This window comes from Streptomyces sp. BK022, from assembly GCF_004217355.1.
Classification (GTDB): domain Bacteria; phylum Actinomycetota; class Actinomycetes; order Streptomycetales; family Streptomycetaceae; genus Streptomyces; species Streptomyces griseoluteus.
Window position 1 is genome coordinate 1,145,345 of the sequence record NZ_SHKU01000002.1, and the last position, 17,996, is coordinate 1,163,340.

11 protein-coding genes are annotated in these 17,996 nt (G+C 74.1%); 8 read left to right on the top strand and 3 right to left on the bottom strand.

What is annotated here, in order from left to right; translation table 11 throughout:
* Positions 1–92 precede the first annotated feature (92 nt).
* The 6 genes from infB (at position 93) to EV284_RS11395 (ending at position 9,840) form a co-directional block, all read left to right on the top strand.
* Positions 93–3,176, top strand: a complete 3,084-nt coding sequence (infB, locus tag EV284_RS11370) for a translation initiation factor IF-2 (RefSeq protein WP_130332834.1) — start codon at positions 93–95, stop codon at positions 3,174–3,176.
* Positions 3,177–3,443: 267 nt separating this feature from the next.
* A complete protein-coding gene (locus tag EV284_RS11375; RefSeq protein ID WP_030817206.1) occupies positions 3,444–3,737 on the top strand; it encodes a DUF503 domain-containing protein in 294 nt (97 codons plus the stop codon).
* A gap of 51 nt (positions 3,738–3,788) precedes the next feature.
* A complete protein-coding gene (rbfA, locus tag EV284_RS11380; RefSeq protein WP_030817204.1) occupies positions 3,789–4,241 on the top strand; it encodes a 30S ribosome-binding factor RbfA in 453 nt (150 codons plus the stop codon).
* Positions 4,238–5,143: a tRNA pseudouridine(55) synthase TruB gene (gene truB / locus EV284_RS11385; RefSeq protein ID WP_130332836.1), complete on the top strand. Its 906-nt coding sequence runs from the start codon at positions 4,238–4,240 to the stop codon at positions 5,141–5,143. The genes rbfA and truB overlap by 4 nt, the downstream gene beginning before the upstream one ends.
* Positions 5,144–5,390: 247 nt before the next feature.
* Entirely contained in the window at positions 5,391–8,768 is a 3,378-nt protein-coding gene (locus EV284_RS11390) for a serine protease (protein WP_130332838.1), read from the top strand.
* Between the two features lie 124 nt (positions 8,769–8,892).
* The gene (locus tag EV284_RS11395; RefSeq protein ID WP_130332840.1) at positions 8,893–9,840 is read left to right on the top strand and encodes a bifunctional riboflavin kinase/FAD synthetase; all 948 of its coding nucleotides are present in this window, start codon (positions 8,893–8,895) and stop codon (positions 9,838–9,840) included.
* A gap of 60 nt (positions 9,841–9,900) precedes the next feature.
* On the opposite strand, the gene EV284_RS11400 is transcribed toward EV284_RS11395, so the two are convergent.
* From EV284_RS11400 to eccE, 3 genes are all read right to left on the bottom strand, one after another.
* The gene (locus EV284_RS11400) at positions 9,901–12,699 is read right to left on the bottom strand and encodes an SCO5717 family growth-regulating ATPase (RefSeq protein WP_165425503.1); all 2,799 of its coding nucleotides are present in this window, start codon (positions 12,697–12,699) and stop codon (positions 9,901–9,903) included.
* 217 nt (positions 12,700–12,916) lie between these two features.
* On the bottom strand, positions 12,917–13,693 hold the full coding sequence (locus EV284_RS11405) for a hypothetical protein (protein WP_130332842.1): 777 nt from the start codon (positions 13,691–13,693) through the stop codon (positions 12,917–12,919).
* Positions 13,690–15,024, bottom strand: a complete 1,335-nt coding sequence (gene eccE / locus EV284_RS11410) for a type VII secretion protein EccE (RefSeq protein ID WP_207228998.1) — start codon at positions 15,022–15,024, stop codon at positions 13,690–13,692. The genes EV284_RS11405 and eccE overlap by 4 nt, the downstream gene beginning before the upstream one ends.
* 185 nt (positions 15,025–15,209) lie before the next feature.
* Here eccE and eccB point away from each other — a divergent pair, with 185 nt between their 5' ends.
* Together eccB and mycP are read left to right on the top strand one after the other, a co-directional pair.
* Positions 15,210–16,733: a type VII secretion protein EccB gene (gene eccB, locus EV284_RS11415; protein WP_130332846.1), complete on the top strand. Its 1,524-nt coding sequence runs from the start codon at positions 15,210–15,212 to the stop codon at positions 16,731–16,733.
* Between the two features lie 29 nt (positions 16,734–16,762).
* Complete coding sequence (gene mycP / locus EV284_RS11420) at positions 16,763–17,989, top strand: type VII secretion-associated serine protease mycosin (protein ID WP_130332848.1); 1,227 nt, start codon at positions 16,763–16,765, stop codon at positions 17,987–17,989.
* The last annotated feature ends 7 nt before the right edge of the window (positions 17,990–17,996 follow it).

A 17,996-nucleotide genomic window follows, 5' to 3' on the forward strand; every position in this document is an offset into this window, starting at 1 on the left:
GTCGAGATTGCGATGAGCACTCGATGAGTACGCGATGAGTACGCCCATGAACTAGCGACGGTCCGGCATCACCCGGACCTCAAAGGAGCGAAGTGGCTAAGGTCCGGGTATACGAACTCGCCAAGGAGTTCGGTGTCGAGAGCAAGGTCGTCATGGCCAAGCTCCAGGAACTCGGTGAATTCGTCCGTTCGGCGTCTTCGACGATCGAAGCGCCTGTCGTACGCAAGCTGACCGACGCCTTCCAGGGCGGTGGCAACGGCAAGTCCGCCGGCAAGCCCGCCCCGCGCAAGGCGACCCCCAAGCCCGGCGCGCCCTCCCCGGCGCAGTCGGCACGTCCGGCTGCCCCGAAGCCGGGCGCCCCCAAGCCCGCCGCGCAGCAGCCCGCTGCCCCGGCGGCTCCCTCGGCTCCCGCGCCGGCCGCTTCCGGCCCGCGTCCGGTGCCGGGTCCCAAGCCCGCGCCGCGCCCGGCCCCGGCCACCCCGGAGTTCACCGCTCCGCCGGCCGCCCAGGCTCCGCAGGCCCCCGCCGCGCAGGGTCCCGCCACGCAGGCCCCGCGTCCCGCCGGCGCCCGTCCCGGCGCCCCCAAGCCCGGTGGCGCCCGTCCGGCCGCTCCCGGCCAGGGCGGTCAGGGTCAGGGCCAGTCGGGCCGTCCCGGCCAGGGTGCCCAGCGCCCCGGTGGCCAGGGCCAGCGCCCCGGCGCCCGTCCGGCCGGTCCCCGTCCGGGCAACAACCCCTTCACCTCCGGTGGCTCCACCGGAATGGCGCGCCCGCAGGCGCCCCGTCCGCAGGGCGGCCCCCGTCCGGCCGGCGGTCCCGGTGCCCCCGGCGCCGGTCCCCGTCCGCAGGGTCCGGGCGCTCAGGGCGGCGGTCCCCGTCCGCAGTCCCCGGGCCGTCCCGGTCCGTCGCCCGCCGGCATGCCCCGCCCGCAGGGCGGCCCGCGTCCCGGCCCGGCCGGTCCGCGTCCGAACCCCGGCATGATGCCGCAGCGTCCCGCTGCGGGTCCGCGTCCCGGCGGCGGTGGCCCCGGTGGCCGCGGTCCCGGTGCCGGCGGTCGCCCCGGTGGCGGCGGCGGTCGTCCGGGCGGCGGCGGCTTCGCCGGTCGTCCGGGTGGCGGTGGCGGTGGCGGCTTCGCCGGCCGTCCCGGTGGTCCCGGTGGCGGTGGCGGCGGCTTCGCCGGCCGTCCCGGCGGTGGCGGCGGTGGCCGTCCCGGCTTCGGCGGTCGTCCCGGTGGTCCGGGTGGCCGTGGTGGCACGCAGGGCGCCTTCGGCCGTCCCGGCGGTCCCGCGCGTCGCGGTCGCAAGTCGAAGCGTCAGAGGCGCCAGGAGTACGAGGCCATGCAGGCCCCGTCGGTCGGCGGCGTGATGCTGCCTCGCGGCAACGGACAGACCGTCCGCCTGTCGCGCGGTGCGTCCCTCACCGACTTCGCGGAGAAGATCAACGCCAACCCGGCGTCGCTCGTCGCCGTGATGATGAACCTCGGCGAGATGGTCACTGCCACGCAGTCCGTCTCCGACGAGACGCTGCAGCTCCTCGCCGGCGAGATGAACTACATCATCGAGATCGTCAGCCCGGAGGAGGAGGACCGCGAGCTGCTCGAGTCCTTCGACATCGAGTTCGGCGAGGACGAGGGTGGCGAGGAATACCTCGTGCCGCGTCCGCCGGTCGTGACCGTCATGGGTCACGTCGACCACGGTAAGACCCGACTGCTGGACACCATCCGCAAGACGAACGTCGTCGCGGGCGAGGCCGGCGGTATCACGCAGCACATCGGTGCGTACCAGGTCACGACCGAGGTCAACGACGAAGAGCGCAAGATCACCTTCATCGACACCCCGGGTCACGAGGCGTTCACCGCCATGCGTGCCCGTGGTGCGAAGTCGACCGACATCGCCATCCTGGTGGTCGCGGCCAACGACGGCGTCATGCCGCAGACGGTCGAGGCGCTGAACCACGCCAAGGCGGCCGACGTGCCGATCGTGGTCGCGGTCAACAAGATCGACGTCGAGGGCGCCGACCCGACCAAGGTGCGCGGTCAGCTCACCGAGTACGGTCTGGTGGCCGAGGAGTACGGCGGCGACACCATGTTCGTCGACATCTCCGCCAAGCAGGGCCTCAACATCGAGAGCCTGCTCGAGGCCGTGGTCCTGACCGCGGACGCCTCGCTCGACCTGCGGGCCAACCCGGAGCAGGACGCGCAGGGCATCGCGATCGAGTCCCACCTCGACCGCGGCCGCGGCGCCGTCGCGACCGTCCTGGTCCAGCGAGGCACCCTGCGGGTCGGCGACACCATGGTGGTCGGCGACGCGTACGGCCGTGTCCGCGCGATGCTCGACGACAAGGGCGAGAACGTGGAAGAGGCGGGTCCCTCGACCCCGGTCCTCGTCCTCGGTCTCACCAACGTCCCGGGCGCCGGCGACAACTTCCTGGTCGTCGACGAGGACCGTACGGCCCGTCAGATCGCGGAGAAGCGGGCGGCGCGCGAGCGCAACGCCAACTTCGCCCGGCGCGGTGTCCGGTTCTCCCTGGAGAACCTGGACGAGGCCCTCAAGGCCGGTCTGGTGCAGGAACTCAACCTCATCATCAAGGGCGACGCGTCCGGTTCGGTGGAGGCCCTCGAGTCCTCGCTGCTCCAGCTCGACGTCGGTGAAGAGGTCGACATCCGCATCCTGCACCGCGGTGTGGGTGCGGTCACCGAGTCCGACATCAACCTGGCGACCGGCTCCGACGCCATCGTCATCGGCTTCAACGTCCGCGCTGCGGGCCGCGCGGCGCAGATGGCGGAGCGCGAGGGTGTCGACGTCCGGTACTACTCGGTGATCTACCAGGCCATCGAGGAGATCGAGGCGGCCCTCAAGGGCATGCTCAAGCCGGAGTACGAGGAGGTCGAGCTCGGCACGGCGGAGATCCGCGAGGTCTTCAAGTCGTCCAAGCTGGGCAACATCGCCGGTGTCCTGGTCCGGTCGGGCGAGGTCAAGCGCAACACCAAGGCGCGCCTCCTCCGCGACGGCAAGGTCATCGCGGAGAACCTCAACATCTCCGGTCTGCGTCGCTTCAAGGACGACGTCACCGAGATCCGCGAAGGCTTCGAGGGTGGTATCAACCTCGGAAACTTCAACGACATCAAGGTCGACGACGTCATCGCGACCTACGAGATGCGCGAGAAGCCGCGAGCGTAACGCTGCGCTGTGCGTCGGCCGACGGGTCCTGGACCTGTCGGCCGACGCGCCGTCCCTGGGGGCTCCGCCCCCAGACCCCCGTTCACCTACCCGTTCCACCCGTCCCGGTCGGCCGTTCAGCCGACAGTGTCGGGTGGCGGGTGGGCACAGGCCGGAGGTCTGGGGGAGGAGCCCCCAGGTGGCGCGGAAACCCTGTCGAGCCACCGGCGGGTAAGCGGTACGGTGCTTAGACCACCGATCCCGTACCGGCGGGTCAACCGGTTACACATGTACGTGGGGACTCTGTCCTTCGACCTCCTCCTCGGCGACGTCCACTCGCTGAAGGAGAAGCGCTCCGTCGTCCGCCCGATCGTCGCCGAACTCCAGCGGAAGTACTCCGTGAGCGCGGCCGAGGTGGACCACATGGACCTGCACCGGCGAGCGCTCATCGGCCTCGCCACGGTGTCCGGCGACGCGGCGCACCTCACCGACGTACTGGACCAGTGCGAACGGCTGGTCGCCGCCCGCCCCGAAGTGGAGCTGCTGTCCGTGCGACGGCGCTTCCACGGCGACGACGACTGACCGAAGAAACGCGACGAACGCGAAGAAGAAGAAAGAACGGGAGACGGACCAGTGGCCGACAACGCTCGGGCGAAAAGGCTGGCGGACCTCATCCGTGAGGTGGTGGCCCAGAAGCTGCAGCGTGGGATCAAGGACCCGCGGCTCGGCTCGCACGTCACCATCACGGACACGCGGGTCACGGGTGACCTGCGGGAGGCGACCGTCTTCTACACGGTCTACGGCGACGACGAGGAGCGGCAGGCCGTCGCCGCCGGCCTGGAGAGCGCCAAGGGCATCCTGCGCTCCGAGGTCGGACGTGCGGCCGGGGTGAAGTTCACGCCGACGCTGACCTTCGTCGCGGACGCCCTGCCGGACACGGCCCGCAACATCGAGGACCTCCTCGACCGGGCCCGGCAGTCCGACGCCCAGGTGCGCGAGGCGTCCTCGGGCGCCGCGTACGCCGGTGGCGCGGACCCGTACCGCAAGCCGGAGTCCGACGACGAGACGGACGACGCCGCAGAATGACAGCCAAGCCCACCCCGCCCGACGGCCTTGTCATCGTGGACAAGCCGTCGGGCTTCACCTCGCACGACGTGGTCGCCAAGATGCGCGGGATCGCCCGGACCCGCCGCGTCGGCCACGCCGGCACCCTCGACCCCATGGCCACCGGTGTCCTCGTCCTCGGTCTGGAGCGCGCGACCAAGCTCCTCGGGCACCTCGCCCTGACCGAGAAGGAGTACCTGGGCACCGTCCGGCTCGGCCAGAACACCCTCACCGACGACGCCGAGGGGGAGATCTCCTCCTCCACGGACGCGTCCAGGGTGACCCGTGAGGCGATCGACGCCGGGATCGCCAAGCTCAGCGGCGACATCATGCAGGTGCCGTCCAAGGTCAGCGCCATCAAGATCGACGGTGTGCGCTCCTACAAGCGGGCCCGTGAGGGCGAGGACTTCGAGATCCCGGCCCGGCCGGTGACGGTCTCCTCCTTCACGGTGTACGACGTCCGGGACGCGGTCGCCGAGGACGGCACCCCCGTGCTCGACCTGGTCGTCTCCGTGGTCTGCTCCTCCGGCACCTACATCCGCGCCCTCGCCCGAGACCTGGGCGCCGACCTGGGCGTCGGCGGCCACCTCACGGCGCTGCGCCGGACGCGGGTCGGCCCGTACAAGCTGGACTCCGCGCGGACCCTGGACCAGCTCCAGGGGGAGCTGACCGTGATGCCGGTCGCCGAGGCCGCCTCCGCCGCGTTCCCGCGCTGGGACGTGGACGCCAAGAGGGGCAGGCTGCTGCTCAACGGCGTCCGGCTGGAGATGCCCGAGGTGTACGCGGGCGCCGGTCCCGTCGCGGTGTTCGACCCCGAGGGCCGCTTCCTCGCGCTGGTCGAGGAGCAGAAGGGCAAGGCCAAGAGCCTCGCCGTCTTCGGCTGAGCGGGTCTTGTGCCCGTGGAGCGGCGGTCACGGGGTACATGCCACATCCGCCGCTCCACGGTCCCCCCTCGGTTCCCCCACCCCTGAGGTCTATCCACTCCGCACGGCCGATTCACCCGTCCGGCCGGGCGCTCGGAGTGAACCGGGGGAGCGGAAGGGGGCGCTTTCTCCCCGTGCCCTGTTCCGGTGATCATCGCGCGCCTACCGTCGAGGCGAGACGAGGGCGCACGGCTGGGGAGGCGGGACGATGGCGGGAGAGGGGCCGCGACCGGGGAGCGGCGGCTTGGGTGACGGCGCGGACGCCCTGGTGCAGATCCGCGATCTGTCCGGGCGGCTGCGCGGCGTCGGCTTCCTCGCCGACCACCAGGGCACCCTGCTCACCAGCCACGAGGCCGTCGAGGGCGCGGACCGGCTCGTGCTGCGCGCGGCCGACGACCGCACGCGCGCGGTCGACGCCGAGGCCGTCGTGCCGCTGCCGCGCCACGGGCTCGCGCTCGTCCGTACCGAGAACCTGGGCGTCGCCCCGCTGCCGCTGACCGTGCGCGACCGGATCGAGGCGGGCACCTACGTACGTCTCGCCGCCGGCGGCTGGCGCGAGGCGCGGGTGCTCACCGCCGCCCCGGCCGCCTGTCCCGTCGGGGACGGCGGCCTGGTGCTCAACGACGCCCTGGAACTCGCGCTCGGCACCGCGGCCCGCGACGCGCTCCGGCCCGGCGCGGGCACCACCGGCGGCCCCGTCCTCGACGCCCGCACCGGCGCGGTCCTCGGCGTCCTCGGGGCCTCTCTGCGCTCCACCGACCGGGACTGCGGCTTCGCCGCTCCCGTACGCCCCGCCGACGAGACGGACCCCGAGCTCACCGCGCTGCTCGTCCGCAACGCGACCACCGTCCCGGCCTACGGCGCCGATCTCAACCTCGCCGGGGTCCTCCAGCTCTGCGCCGCCTCCGTCAGCCAGGACGGCCCGCCCGGCACCCTGACCGGGCTGCCCAAAATCGTCGGACGGGCCTCGGTGGCAGCGGAGCTGGACGACTTCACGGCGGGTCCGCACGCCGTGCTCGCGCTCACGGGTGACCCCGGCAGCGGCCGTACGACCGAGCTGGCGGCGCTCGCCGCTCGGCGCCGGCAGAGCGAGGCCCCGGCTCCCACACTGTGGCTGCGCGGGGCCGACCTCGGGGACACCGACGACTCCGTGGCCGACGCCGTCCGCCGCGCGCTGGAGCGGGCCGCGCCCGTGGCCGCCGCATCGGGGCCGGCCCGCCCCGCCGACCTCGCCGGCCTCGACCCCGAAGAGCCGGCCGCGCTCGCCGCCCGCGAGGGGCGCCCGCTGCTGCTCTGTCTCGACGCCCCCGAGGAGATGCCGCCCGCCCTACTGCCCGCGTGGGCCGCAAACACCGCCGCGTGGCTGCGCGCCACCGGGGCCCGGCTGGTGCTGGCCTGCGGGGAGGAGTTCTGGGAGAGCGTCGCCGAGGAGTTCCCCGCGCGCCTGCGCCTGACCGGGCTCACCCGCCAGGAGGCCCGCACCGCCCGCTCCCGGTACGGCGTCCCCGAGGGCGCCCTCTGCGAAGCCGACGCCCGGCACCCGCTCGCCCTGCGCCTGCTGTCCGAGCTCCCGGTCGACGCGCCCGCGCGCCCGCTGGACCGGCACGATCTCTTCGCGGCCCACCTCGACCTGGCCTGCCTCCGCGTCGCCGAGCGGATCGCCGCCGCCGACGGCCTCGACGACACCGCCGTACGACGCCTCGCCACCCGGGTCGCCGGGCAGGTGCACGAGGCCGCCCGGCACGCGCTCGGGCACGGGCGGGGCGTGCTGGACCGGGAGAGCTTCAAGGCCGTCTTCCCGCCCGGACGCGCCCCGGCCCGGCTCGGCGGGGGCACCGGCTGGGCGTCGGCCGTCCTGGAAGAGGGGCTGCTGGTCCGCTCCGGGGGCGGATACCGGTTTGCCCACGAGGAGTTCGCGGACTGGGTGCAGGGCACGCATCTCGACCTGGACGAGGCACTGCACGTCCTGGTCCACCGCCCGCGCGCCGAGCGGCCGGCCGGGGTGATGCCGGTGCCGCGCCACCGGATCGGGCCCGTGGTCCAAGCCCTGCTGCTCCTCGGGCGCCGTAGTGGAACCCGTCAACTCGCCTTCCGGCTGCGGGAACTGGCCGACGCCCTGGATCTCGACCCCGGGTCCTGGTGGGCCGCCCGGCTGCTTTCCCGGACCCTGCTGCGCACTCCGGACGCGCTGCCCTATCGGGAGGAGCTGCGCTTCCTGGCCGACCGGATCGTGGCCTGGCGGCGCGCGGGGCGGGCGGTGCCCGCGGAGTTCGGGGCCGCCTTCTGGACCGCGCTCGCGCTGCCCGACGCCGAGCGGTTCGCCCTGCTGCGGCGGCTGGTGCCGGCCGACCCGGCGGTGGCCGAGGGGGCGGGGGAGCGGTATCTGGACGCGGCGGCCCGGCTGCTCGCCGCCGACCCGGCCGCCGGGCAGCCGCACCTCACCCGCTGGTTCGAGGACGAGCGCCCGCTGCCCGCCACCCCGCACGCCACCGTGGCCACCGCCGCCCAGGCCCTTCTGCACACCCACCGCCACGGCGCGCTCGACCACCTCACCGAGGCCCTGATCGACAGCGGCCACCGCAGAGCCGTCGAACTCCTCGCCGTCCTCGCCGAGGACGAACCCTCCGCCGCCTGCCGCGCCGTCGACCGCTGGGCGAGAGACGAGGACCCCGGCCGCCGGGCCACCGCCCTGGTCCTCGCCCGCCGCACCGCGCCCCACACCGGCACGAGCGCCGACCACACCCTGTTGCGCCGCGCCGCCCACGCCCTGCTGGCCCGTCCCGCCGACCGCGCCCTGCACGGCGGCGCACTGGCCCTGCTGGTCGTCGACCCGGTCAGCCGCGACCAGCACCTGCCCAGGGCGCTGCGCCACTTCACGGCCGGCGACCGCGGCCTGCCGCCCACCGCGCTCCTCCCGGCCCTGACCACCCACCCCGACACCGTGCTCGACGCCTTCCGTGCCCGGCTGCGCGGCGGCCCCGACCTCGCCGTCACCCTGCGCGCGCTCGCCGAGGTCACCGACCCGGCGCCCGCCCGCCGTATCGCCGCCCTGGTCCGGGAGACGGTCGCGCCCCGCGCCGAGGCGGCTCCTTACGTCGCCGAGTACGTCGACCGCCGCCTCGGCCACGGCCCCACCGCCCGCACCGAGCTGCTGCCACTGCTCACCGGGCTGCTCGGCAAGGGCTTCGAGCCGGCCCGCGCCGCCCTGGCCGCCGTACTCGTCGCTCCCGGCACCCCGGCCACCACCCCGCTGCGCCGCGAACTCCTGGACCGGCTGCTCGCCCACGAACGGGACCCCGAGGTGCTGGTCGCGGTCCTGCGCGCGGCCGCCACCCTCGTGGACAGCGACGGCGCGGGCCCGGCGGCGCAGGAGGCGCGGGGGCTGATCCACCGCACCGCCCGGCTCCTCGGCCGTACTCCCGGGGGCGGCGACCACCGGCTGACCGGCCTCGTCCGCGAGCTGCCCGGCTTCGGCGCCCGGCTCGCCCGCTGGCTGACGGAGGCGCCGCAGGAGTGGTCCGCCGTCCTCGGCCCCGGTGTCCGGCGCGCGATCGAGGAGCGCGCCGGGACGCCCGTACCCGCGTGAGCAGGGGTTTTCCGCGTGCGTCCGGTCACAGGGGGCGTACCGATGCGGAGCCCGGTGACCTGGCATGGCACTCTTGGACCTGCACAAGAGTCAGACACGGACACGGGTTCGAGGAGCGGTCACAGTGCAGCGCTGGCGTGGCTTGGAGGACATCCCCCAGGACTGGGGGCGCAGCGTCGTCACCATCGGGTCGTACGACGGTGTCCACCGCGGCCACCAGTTGATCATCGAGCACGCCGTCGACCGCGCCCGCAAGCTGGGCGTCCCGGCCGTCGTGGTCACCTTCGACCCGCACCCCAGCGAGGTCGTACGGCCCGGCAGCCACCCCCCGCTGCTGGCCCCGCACCCGCGCCGCTGCGAACTGATGGCGGACCTCGGTGTGGACGCGGTGCTCGTCCTGCCGTTCACCCCCGAGTTCTCGCAGCTCTCCCCGGCCGAGTTCGTCGTCAAGGTCCTGGTCGACAAGCTGCACGCCAAGGCCGTCGTGGAGGGCCCGAACTTCCGCTTCGGGCACCGCGCGGCGGGCACCGTGGACTTCCTCGCCGAGCAGGGCCGGGTCTACGACTTCGAGGTGGAGATCGTCGACCTGTACGTCACCGGGGAGGCGGGCGGCGGCAAGCCGTTCTCGTCCACGCTGACCCGCAACCTGATCGCCGAGGGCGATGTGGCCGGCGCCCGCGAGATCCTCGGCCGCCCGCACCGGGTGGAGGGGGTCGTGGTCCGGGGCGCCCAGCGCGGGCGTGAACTCGGCTTCCCCACCGCCAACGTGGAGACCCTGCCGCACACCGCGATCCCCGCCGACGGCGTCTACGCCGGATACCTGTACGCCCAGGGCGAGACGATGCCGGCCGCGATCTCGGTCGGCACCAACCCGCAGTTCGACGGCACCGAGCGCACGGTGGAGGCCTACGCCATCGACCGCGTCGGCCTCGACCTGTACGGGATGCACGTCGCCGTCGAGTTCCTCGCCTATGTGCGCGGCCAGGCGAAGTTCGACTCGCTGGGCGACCTGCTGGTCCAGATGGGCGCGGACGTGGAGCGCTGCCGGGAGATCGTGGCCGCGGACGCGTAGGACCCGGGGACATGAAAGGGCGGCCGGTGCCGGGCACCGGCCGCCCTTCGCCGTCTCCGGCTACTGCTGCGGCGGCGCCTGCGGGGGCTGCGGGGGCTGCGCCTGAGGGGGCTGCGCCTGAGGCGGGCCCGGGTACGGGTACTGCTGCGCACCGGGGTGCGGGGGGTACGGGTGACCCGGCTGCGGCTGCGGCTGCGGCTGCTGTTGCGGCGGGTACGGGTACTGCTGCTGGCCCGGCACGAACGGCTGGGGCTGCTGCTGCGGCTGCGGCTGCTGCGGCGGATAGGGCTGGCCGGGAGCCTGCTGTCCCGGCATTGGCGGCGCGGCGACCGGCGGCGGGTTCCCGTCCCGGGTCCACAGCCCGTGCGCCTGCTGGTGCCGTACGAAGTCCTCGGCGACCATCGCCGCGAGCGTGAAGTACGCCTCGCGCACCTTCGGCCGCATCATGTCGAGGTTGACCTCGGCACCGGCCGACAGATGCTCGTCGAACGGCACCACGACCACGCCCCGGCAGCGCGTCTCGAAGTGCGCCACTATGTCGTCGACCTTGATCATCTTTCCGGTCTCGCGAACCCCGGAGATGACGGTGATCGAACGGGAGACCAGGTCGGCGTAGCCGTGCGCGGACAGCCAGTCCAGGGTGGTGCTGGCGCTGCTCGCGCCGTCCACCGAGGGCGTGGAGACGATGATGAGCTGGTCGGCGAGGTCCAGCACCCCGCGCATCGCGCTGTAGAGCAGCCCGGTGCCGGAGTCGGTCAGGATGACCGGGTACTGGCGGCCGAGCACGTCGATCGCGCGCCGGTAGTCCTCGTCGTTGAACGTGGTCGACACGGCCGGGTCCACGTCGTTGGCGATGATCTCCAGACCGGAGGGCGCCTGCGAGGTGAACCGGCGGATGTCCATGTACGAGTGCAGGTGCGGGATCGCCTGCACCAGGTCACGGATGGTCGCGCCGGTCTCCCGGCGCACGCGGCGTCCGAGGGTGCCCGCGTCCGGGTTGGCGTCGATGGCGAGGATCTTGTCCTGCCGCTCGGAGGCCAGGGTGGAGCCCAGCGCGGTGGTCGTGGTCGTCTTGCCGACGCCACCCTTGAGGCTGATCACCGCTATGCGGTAGCAGGACAGCACCGGGGTGCGGATCAGCTCCAGCTTGCGCTGCCGCTCCGCCTCCTCCTTCTTGCCGCCCAGCTTGAACCGGGACGCTGCCGCCGCGGGACGCCCGCTGCGCGTCTTCTGCCGCTTGTTGTTCAGCAGACGGTCGGAGGACAGCTCCACGGCCGCGGTGTAACCGAGCGGCGCGGCTCCCGGATGCGTGGGCTGCCGCTGGTCGTGCTGCACGGGCTGCGGCCATGCGGCCCCGGCGCGGGGGTCGACGGGCGGCTGCCCCCCGGGCCCCGGCGGGAAGCCGTAACCGGGCTGCGGGGCAGGCGGGTTGGGCTGCGGGGAGTCGGTCTGCTGCTGGGGGAAGCCGTAACCCGGGGGAGGGGTGGGGGCGGCCGGGGGCTGCCCTGGGGCACTCTGCTGCGGGAAGCCGTAACCGGCGGGCGGGGCAGGGGGGTTGGGCGGCTGGGGGGAGTCGGTCTGCTGGTGGGGGAAGGCGGTGGCCGGGAGCGGGGTCTCGGTGGCCGGGGGCTGCCCAGGGGCACTCTGCTGCGGGAAGCCGTAACCGGCGGGCGGGGCAGGGGGGTTGGGCGGCTGGGAGGGGCCGGTCTGCTGGTGGGGGAAGGCAGGGGCGGGCGGCGGGGTGGGGGCCGTCGGCTGCTGCTGTTGCGGGAAGCCGTAACCAGGCTGCTGGGCAGGAGGGCTGGGCTGGCCGGGGAAGCCGTAACCCGGCGCCGGGGGCGGCTGCGGGGCGCTCTGCTGCTGGGGCGGGAAGCCGTAACCGGGCGGCGGGGCGGGCTGGTCGGGGGCCGACTGGTCCCACGCGGCCGGGGCGGGCTGCGGCGGGACGGGCGGCTGCTGCGGAGGCGCGGGCGCGTGCGGCGGCTGACCCGGCATGGGACCGGCCTGCGCGGGCCACTGCGCCGCCGGGGCGGGCGCGGCGGGCTGGTACGACGGGGGCAGCGGGGGGACGCCACCCTGAGGAGGGGCGGGCGGGGGAGTCCAGGCGGCGGGGGTCTCGGCGGCAGTGGGCTCCGCAGCCGGAGTTTCCGAGGTGTCCTCGTGCTCGGCGTCGGCCTCAGGGGCTTCGGCCTCCTGCTCGGCCTCGTCCTCGGTGGGCTCGTCCTGGGCGGACTCCGCCTCGGCCCGGCCGTCCTCGTCATGGGTCTCAGCGGCAGCGGACGGCTCGTCGTCGCCGTCCGCGGCAGAGGCAGAGGCAGCATCCGCGTCCGTAGCCGCGCTTGGCTCACCCTCGGCGTTCTCCTCGCCGCTGTCCGCCGCCTCGTCCTCGGCCGCCTCCCGCTCCGCGATCTCCCGCTTCAGCGCGGCAGCGGAGAAGCGCATGGTGGCGCCGCTCTCCAGGTCCCCGTTCTCCGGCTCGGGGCCCGGCCCGGCGGGCGCCGAAGCGCTCTCGGGCTGCTGCGCCTCGAACCCCGCGGGCAGCGGCGCCGCCGGAACCGGATTACCGGCCGGCGGCACGGGCGGCGGGGTGTGCGGCGTACCTGACCCGGACGCCGGGGCGAACGGCACACCGGGAGCCGGCGGCGTCGCCGGGAACGGTGGCACCGGGCCGGGTTCACCGGAACCGTGCGTACCCCCACCGGCCGAACCGCCGGAGGCGGACGCGTTCTGCGTGTACCAGGCGGGCGGCGCGTAATCGATGGTGAACTCGCCCGTGTTCTCGACCGCCGACTCCGCGTCGGGCTGGTCGTCGTCGGGTGTGGCCCAGCCCCCGCGCATACCGTCCCGATCGCTGCTCACAGTTCCTCCTGGTGTGGTCGAGCACTTTCATCGCGTGCCGGGGCGACCGGGCCCTACAACGGTCCGGTCCACCGGTGCTCCCCCCAGGGACGGCGCCCGTCCGCAGGTTTCGGCATCGCGCCCGCGCCCAGCCTAATCACCACGAGCCCCACCCCGGCAGGCCCGGTTCATACCCGGAACGCTCACAACACGAACAAAGCGGGCGAGAAAGGTCGGTTCAGTCCATCCGGCGCGGGTTGCCCAGCAGCCCGACCTCGGCGTCGGTGGGCTGCGTCAGCACGTACTGCCGGTCCCGGTCGGTGCACCACAGGGTGACCCCGTCGGGCAGACCCGGCAGCGACTCGACCTCGGCCCGCGACAACCCCATCGTGCGCCCCAGCTCGGCCGCCTCGTCCGGCGAGACCCGCTGGATGCCGGTGAGCCGCGCCTGGCGCAGCAACCGGGGCGCCACCGGGGAGAGATACGGCAGCAGCGTCACCACCGACTGCCAGGGCCCCGCCGCAACCCGCCCGCGCGGCGGCCGCATCCCGCAGTCCCGCACCACCAGCACCGGCGTGCCCGCGGAGGCGCCCTGCGGAGGTACCCGGCCCACCTCGTACACCGAGAGCCCGTTCTGCCCGCCGCCCATGGCGTGCACCATCTGCATCCACGCCTGCGGCCGGCCGGTCTCCACCGCGACCCGCGCGCCCGTGGCCGCCGTGCGCAGCGCCAGCACCTGTGCCGTCCAGAGGCCGCCGATCAGCACCACGTCGTACGGGGTCGGCCGGTTGACGCCCAGCACCGCCGGGCGGCCCTCGGTGTCCACCCCGGCCACCACTCCGTCGTCCCCGATGGGCAGCGCGAGCGCGTCCAGTTCGGCGGCGGGCAGGAGGTGCCGTCCGTGCCGGGGGCCGAGCAGCCCGAACCCCTGCCGCAGCCGCTCCCCGGCCCGGCGCAGCCCGGACCCCGCGCGCGTGGGCGCTTCCGGGACGGTGGCCGTCCGCGTGTTCGTCATCGCGCGCCTCCCAGCGGCAACGTGGCCAGCATTCCCGGCAGTTGCTCACGGTCCAGCCGGGCGAGCCCCGCACCGGCGTGCCGGGCCGCGCCCTCCAGCGAGCGGCGCGCGGCCACGAGTTCGTCGTCGCTGCGTCCCGTCACCCGCAGGTGACCGGTCAGCGCGACCTCCTGCCGCTCCGCCCGCGCCAGGGTGAGGCTGAACGTGGTGGCCAGCGCGGGGGTCGCCGTGACCAGCGCGACGAACTGCGGCAGCGTCTCGCCCCGTTCACCGCCCAGCCGGGGCCAGCGCCGTATCCAGTACGTGGTGTGCCGACGGTTGTCGCAGCGCCAGCCGCGCCCGGACTCCTCGGTGCGCCGCTCGCGCCGCTCACCGCGCCCGGCCTCGGCCGTGACCAGCGGGTTGGCGGAGGCGGAGGTGGCGAGCGCGCCGATCAGCTCCTCCTCGTCGAGGATGGTCGCCCGCATGCCCGCGCCCGTCAGCCGGCTCGCCAGATGGTCCGCGACCCGCGCCACGCACTTCTGCGCCCCCGTCAGTCCGCCCCCGCGCGCCGCTACGGCCTCCGCGCACAGCTCCGGGTCGAGCTTCAGCGCGATCCAGGTGATCCGGACGGCCGGAGCGCCCGTCTGCTCCTGCAGCGGCAGGTAGTTGGCGACGGCGACCGACTGCTGGGGGAGGTGCAGTGCGGGCGCCGGCTGGGTGTGCAGCACCACCTGGGCGGACTCCAGCCGGATGCCGTCGACCTCCAGGGCGTCCCGCACCAGGGCCAGGGGCAGCGGCTGGCGGTTGCGGTCGGCGCGCAGTGCCGTCGCGTCGGCCTCCACCTGGAGGACGGCGGTGAGGAACGTGCCGTCACCCACCATGCCGACCGGGCGCCGGTCGCGTCCCCCGTACGAGTAGGTCCGCAGCGCGGGTTCGCATTCGAGCGCGGGCACCAGCGCGGGCTCCGTGCCCGGTGGGACGGGCGTGTTCCGGGCGCGTTGTTGACGCGCCCTCAACGCCCGTGCCGTGACCAGCCATTCGGGCAGCGTGCGGCCTCGGCGGCGCACCACCGCCAGCAGCACCAGCGCCAGCGCGACCAGCCCCGCGGGCATCAGCGCGAACGGTGAGATCACCCAGCCGACGACCAGGACGGCGACGGCCAGCTCCAGCAGCACGAGCCGTTGCAGGCGAAACGATCCGACCTGCCCACCCGTCGTACGGAAGTGGGTCCCGGAAGGAGTGGCCGGGCGCGGCGGCACGGCCGGGGCGCCGCCGGACTCCGGCCCGGGCGCGCGCGGCTCTTCGGCCCGCGCCCGGCCCCGCAAGCGCGACCGCGTAACGGAAGCCATCACCGAATCCCCCCGTATCACTCACAACTCACGGGTCCCGGCATCCCATTCGGGTCCCTTCAAGGCCCCGGTACCCTACCCGCTCCACCAGCACCGGCGGCCACCATGCATAGTAGAGGGCCGGTCTGACATCGCGGCGCGGGACCGGTGCCCGCCACTGCGACAACGGGGAGAAGCAGGCACTTATGGCATCACGGCGGGATGAACTCAACGCCTACACGTTTGCGAAGAGGCGCACCCTCGCGGCCTTCCTCCAGCCGTCGCCGTCCGGGACCGAGGAGGGCGCCCCCAAGCCGCTGCGTGCCGTCGTACCCACCCTGGTGGCGGGCGCGCTGACGCTGGCCGTGTTCGGCGCCTGGGGCATGTTCCAGCCCACCGCCCCCGCCGGCTGGGACGAGCCCGGAACCCGGGTCATCGTCGGCAAGCAGTCCACCACCCGGTACGTCGTACTGAAGACGGGGAAGACCACACGCCTGCACCCGGTGCTCAACCTCGCCTCCGCCCGCCTGCTGATGAACGACGCCGGCTACCAGGTCATCCAGGTCAGCGACAAGATCCTCGACTCCGGCAAGCTGTCGCGCGGCCCCATCCTCGGCATCCCCTACGCCCCCGACCGGCTCCCCGCCGCCGACGACGCCGGCACCGCCAAGCGCTGGGCCGTGTGCGAACAGCCGGGCGGCAAGGGCGAGACCGTCCAGCAGGCCACCTTCGTCCTCGCCGCGCGGGACGCCCCCAGGACGGACGGCGCCGACCGCCTCCACGGCGGTGACGTCCTCTACGTCAAGACCCGCACCGGCGCCCGCTACCTCGTCGACGCCCACGGCACCGCGTACGCCCTCACCGGCACGGAGAACGACCTGCTGACCAACGCCCTCGTCGGCACCCGGCAGCCCCAGACGGTCACCAAGGAATGGCTCGCCACCCTCCACCAGGGCGCCCCCATCCGCTTCCCGCGGCTGCCCGCGAACGTCGGCGACCCCGCCGGGGTGCCCGGCCAGCTCTCCGCCGAGGAGAACAGGGTCGGCATGGTCCTGCGGACCGAGACCGGCGAGGGCACCAAGAACTACGTGGTGCTGCCCGGCAAGGTGCAGCCCGTCAGCGACTTCACCGCCTGGCTGCTCATCACCTCGCCCCAGACCGGCAAGCTCAACATGAACAGCCAGGCCCGCAGCGTCGGGCTCCAGGACTTCACCGCCGACCCCACCCCCTTCGCCGGACAGCCCGCCGACTGGCCCCAGCAGCAGGCCGTCCGGGTCAACGCGGCCGACTCCGCCTCCGGCCGCGACACCGTGTGCAGCGTGCTCCGCGAGGTCTCCGGCGACAACACCACCACCCTGAGCACCTGGGCCGGCAAGGACTACCCGGCCGAGATCACCGCCGACGGCACCAGCACCTACGTCACCCCCGGCACCGGCCTGCTCTACACCCAGAGCCAGGGCACCGCGACCACCGCGGGCGGCCTCTTCCTGGTCACCGACACCGGCCTGCGCTACGCCGTCCAGAACAACGGAGACAGCGACAGCCGCACCTCCGACATCGGCGCGCAGGCCAAGAAGTCCGCCGACGGCACCCCCGAGCCCAGCGAGGCCCAGGTCAAACTCGGCTACGAGAACGTCCGGCCCGCCAAGGTGCCCGCCGACTGGTCCGAACTGCTCGCCAAGGGACCCCGCCTCGACACCAACGGCGCCCGCCAGCCGCAGGGTTCGTGAGCGCGCACCTCCCACGCGACGACAACACGATGAGGAGCGCCGTAGGAGTGCTGCCCGCGAAGGCAACCCTGCTGACCGCCGCCGTACTGCTGACCACCCTCGGCACCGCCCCGCCCGCACCCGCCCTCCACCTGGACGGCAGCGGCGAGTGCACCTACCCCGCCAAGACCGTCAAGGGCACCCCCTGGTCCCTCCAGCGCGTGCTGCTGGACGAGCTGTGGCGCGGCACCGACAAGGGCAAGGGCGTCCGGGTGGCCGTCATCGACACCGGCGTCGACACCAGGAACCCCCAGCTCGCCCCGGCCGTCGACAAGGGGCTCGGCCGCGACTTCCTGACCAAGGGCAAGGGCGCCGACCCCACCGACGACCAGGTCGGGCACGGCACCAAGGTCGCCGGGATCATCGCGGCCCGTCCCCGCGCGGGCACCGGGTTCGTCGGACTCGCCCCCAACGCCACCATCATCCCGATCCGGCAGAACGACGCGCGGAACAGCGGCGACTCCGACTCGATGGCCAGGGCGATCGACCACGCGGTGGCCAAGGGCGCCGGTGTCATCAACATCTCCCAGGACACCACCAAGCCGCTCTCCGGCACCTCCGCCCTCGCCGAGGCCGTACGCCGGGCCCTCGCGCACGGGGTCGTGGTGGTCGCCTCCGCGGGTAACGACGGCCTCGACGGCAAGGTCAAGAACACCTACCCGGCCGCCTTCCCGGGTGTCCTCGCCGTCGCCTCCTCGGACCGCAACAACGAACGCGCCCCCTTCTCCCAGGCGGGCTCCTTCGTCGGCGTCGCCGCTCCCGGTGTGGACATCCTGTCCACCGTCCCCGGCGGCGGCCAGTGCACCGACAACGGCACCAGCTTCTCGGCGCCCTTCGTCGCAGGCGTCGCCGCGCTCCTCAAGGAGAAGCACGGCGACTGGAGCCCGGCCCAGATCGTCACCCGCATCGAGCAGACCGCCGAACGCTCGGTCAACGGCCACGACAACTTCGTGGGCTGGGGCGTCGTCGACCCCGTACGCGCCGTCCAGGACTCCGACCTCGCCGCCGCACCGGCCAGCCCCACGCCCGACCCCGGCCTGTCCAAGGCCCCCGTGCCCGACGTGGCGCCCTTCTCGCTGGCCGAGTCCCGCGAGGAGCGCGACCGGCGCTACGCGACCTACGCGCTGGGTGTCGCCGTCGTCCTCGTCGCCGTCATCGCGGGCACCGCCATCGTCACGCGCGACCTGCGCCGCCGCCGCAGGAACCCCGCAGCGTGAGCCACGG

Bases quoted from the DNA above. Each gene is read 5' to 3' on its own strand.
- EV284_RS11375 (WP_030817206.1), top strand. From the start codon at position 3,444: ATGTACGTGGGGACTCTGTCCTTCGACCTCCTCCTCGGCGACGTCCAC.
- truB (WP_130332836.1), top strand. From the start codon at position 4,238: ATGACAGCCAAGCCCACCCCGCCCGACGGCCTTGTCATCGTGGACAAG.
- EV284_RS11390 (WP_130332838.1), top strand. From the start codon at position 5,391: ATGGCGGGAGAGGGGCCGCGACCGGGGAGCGGCGGCTTGGGTGACGGC.
- EV284_RS11405 (WP_130332842.1), bottom strand. From the start codon at position 13,693: ATGACGAACACGCGGACGGCCACCGTCCCGGAAGCGCCCACGCGCGCG.
- eccE (WP_207228998.1), bottom strand. From the start codon at position 15,024: ATGGCTTCCGTTACGCGGTCGCGCTTGCGGGGCCGGGCGCGGGCCGAA.
- eccB (WP_130332846.1), top strand. From the start codon at position 15,210: ATGGCATCACGGCGGGATGAACTCAACGCCTACACGTTTGCGAAGAGG.
- mycP (WP_130332848.1), top strand. From the start codon at position 16,763: ATGAGGAGCGCCGTAGGAGTGCTGCCCGCGAAGGCAACCCTGCTGACC.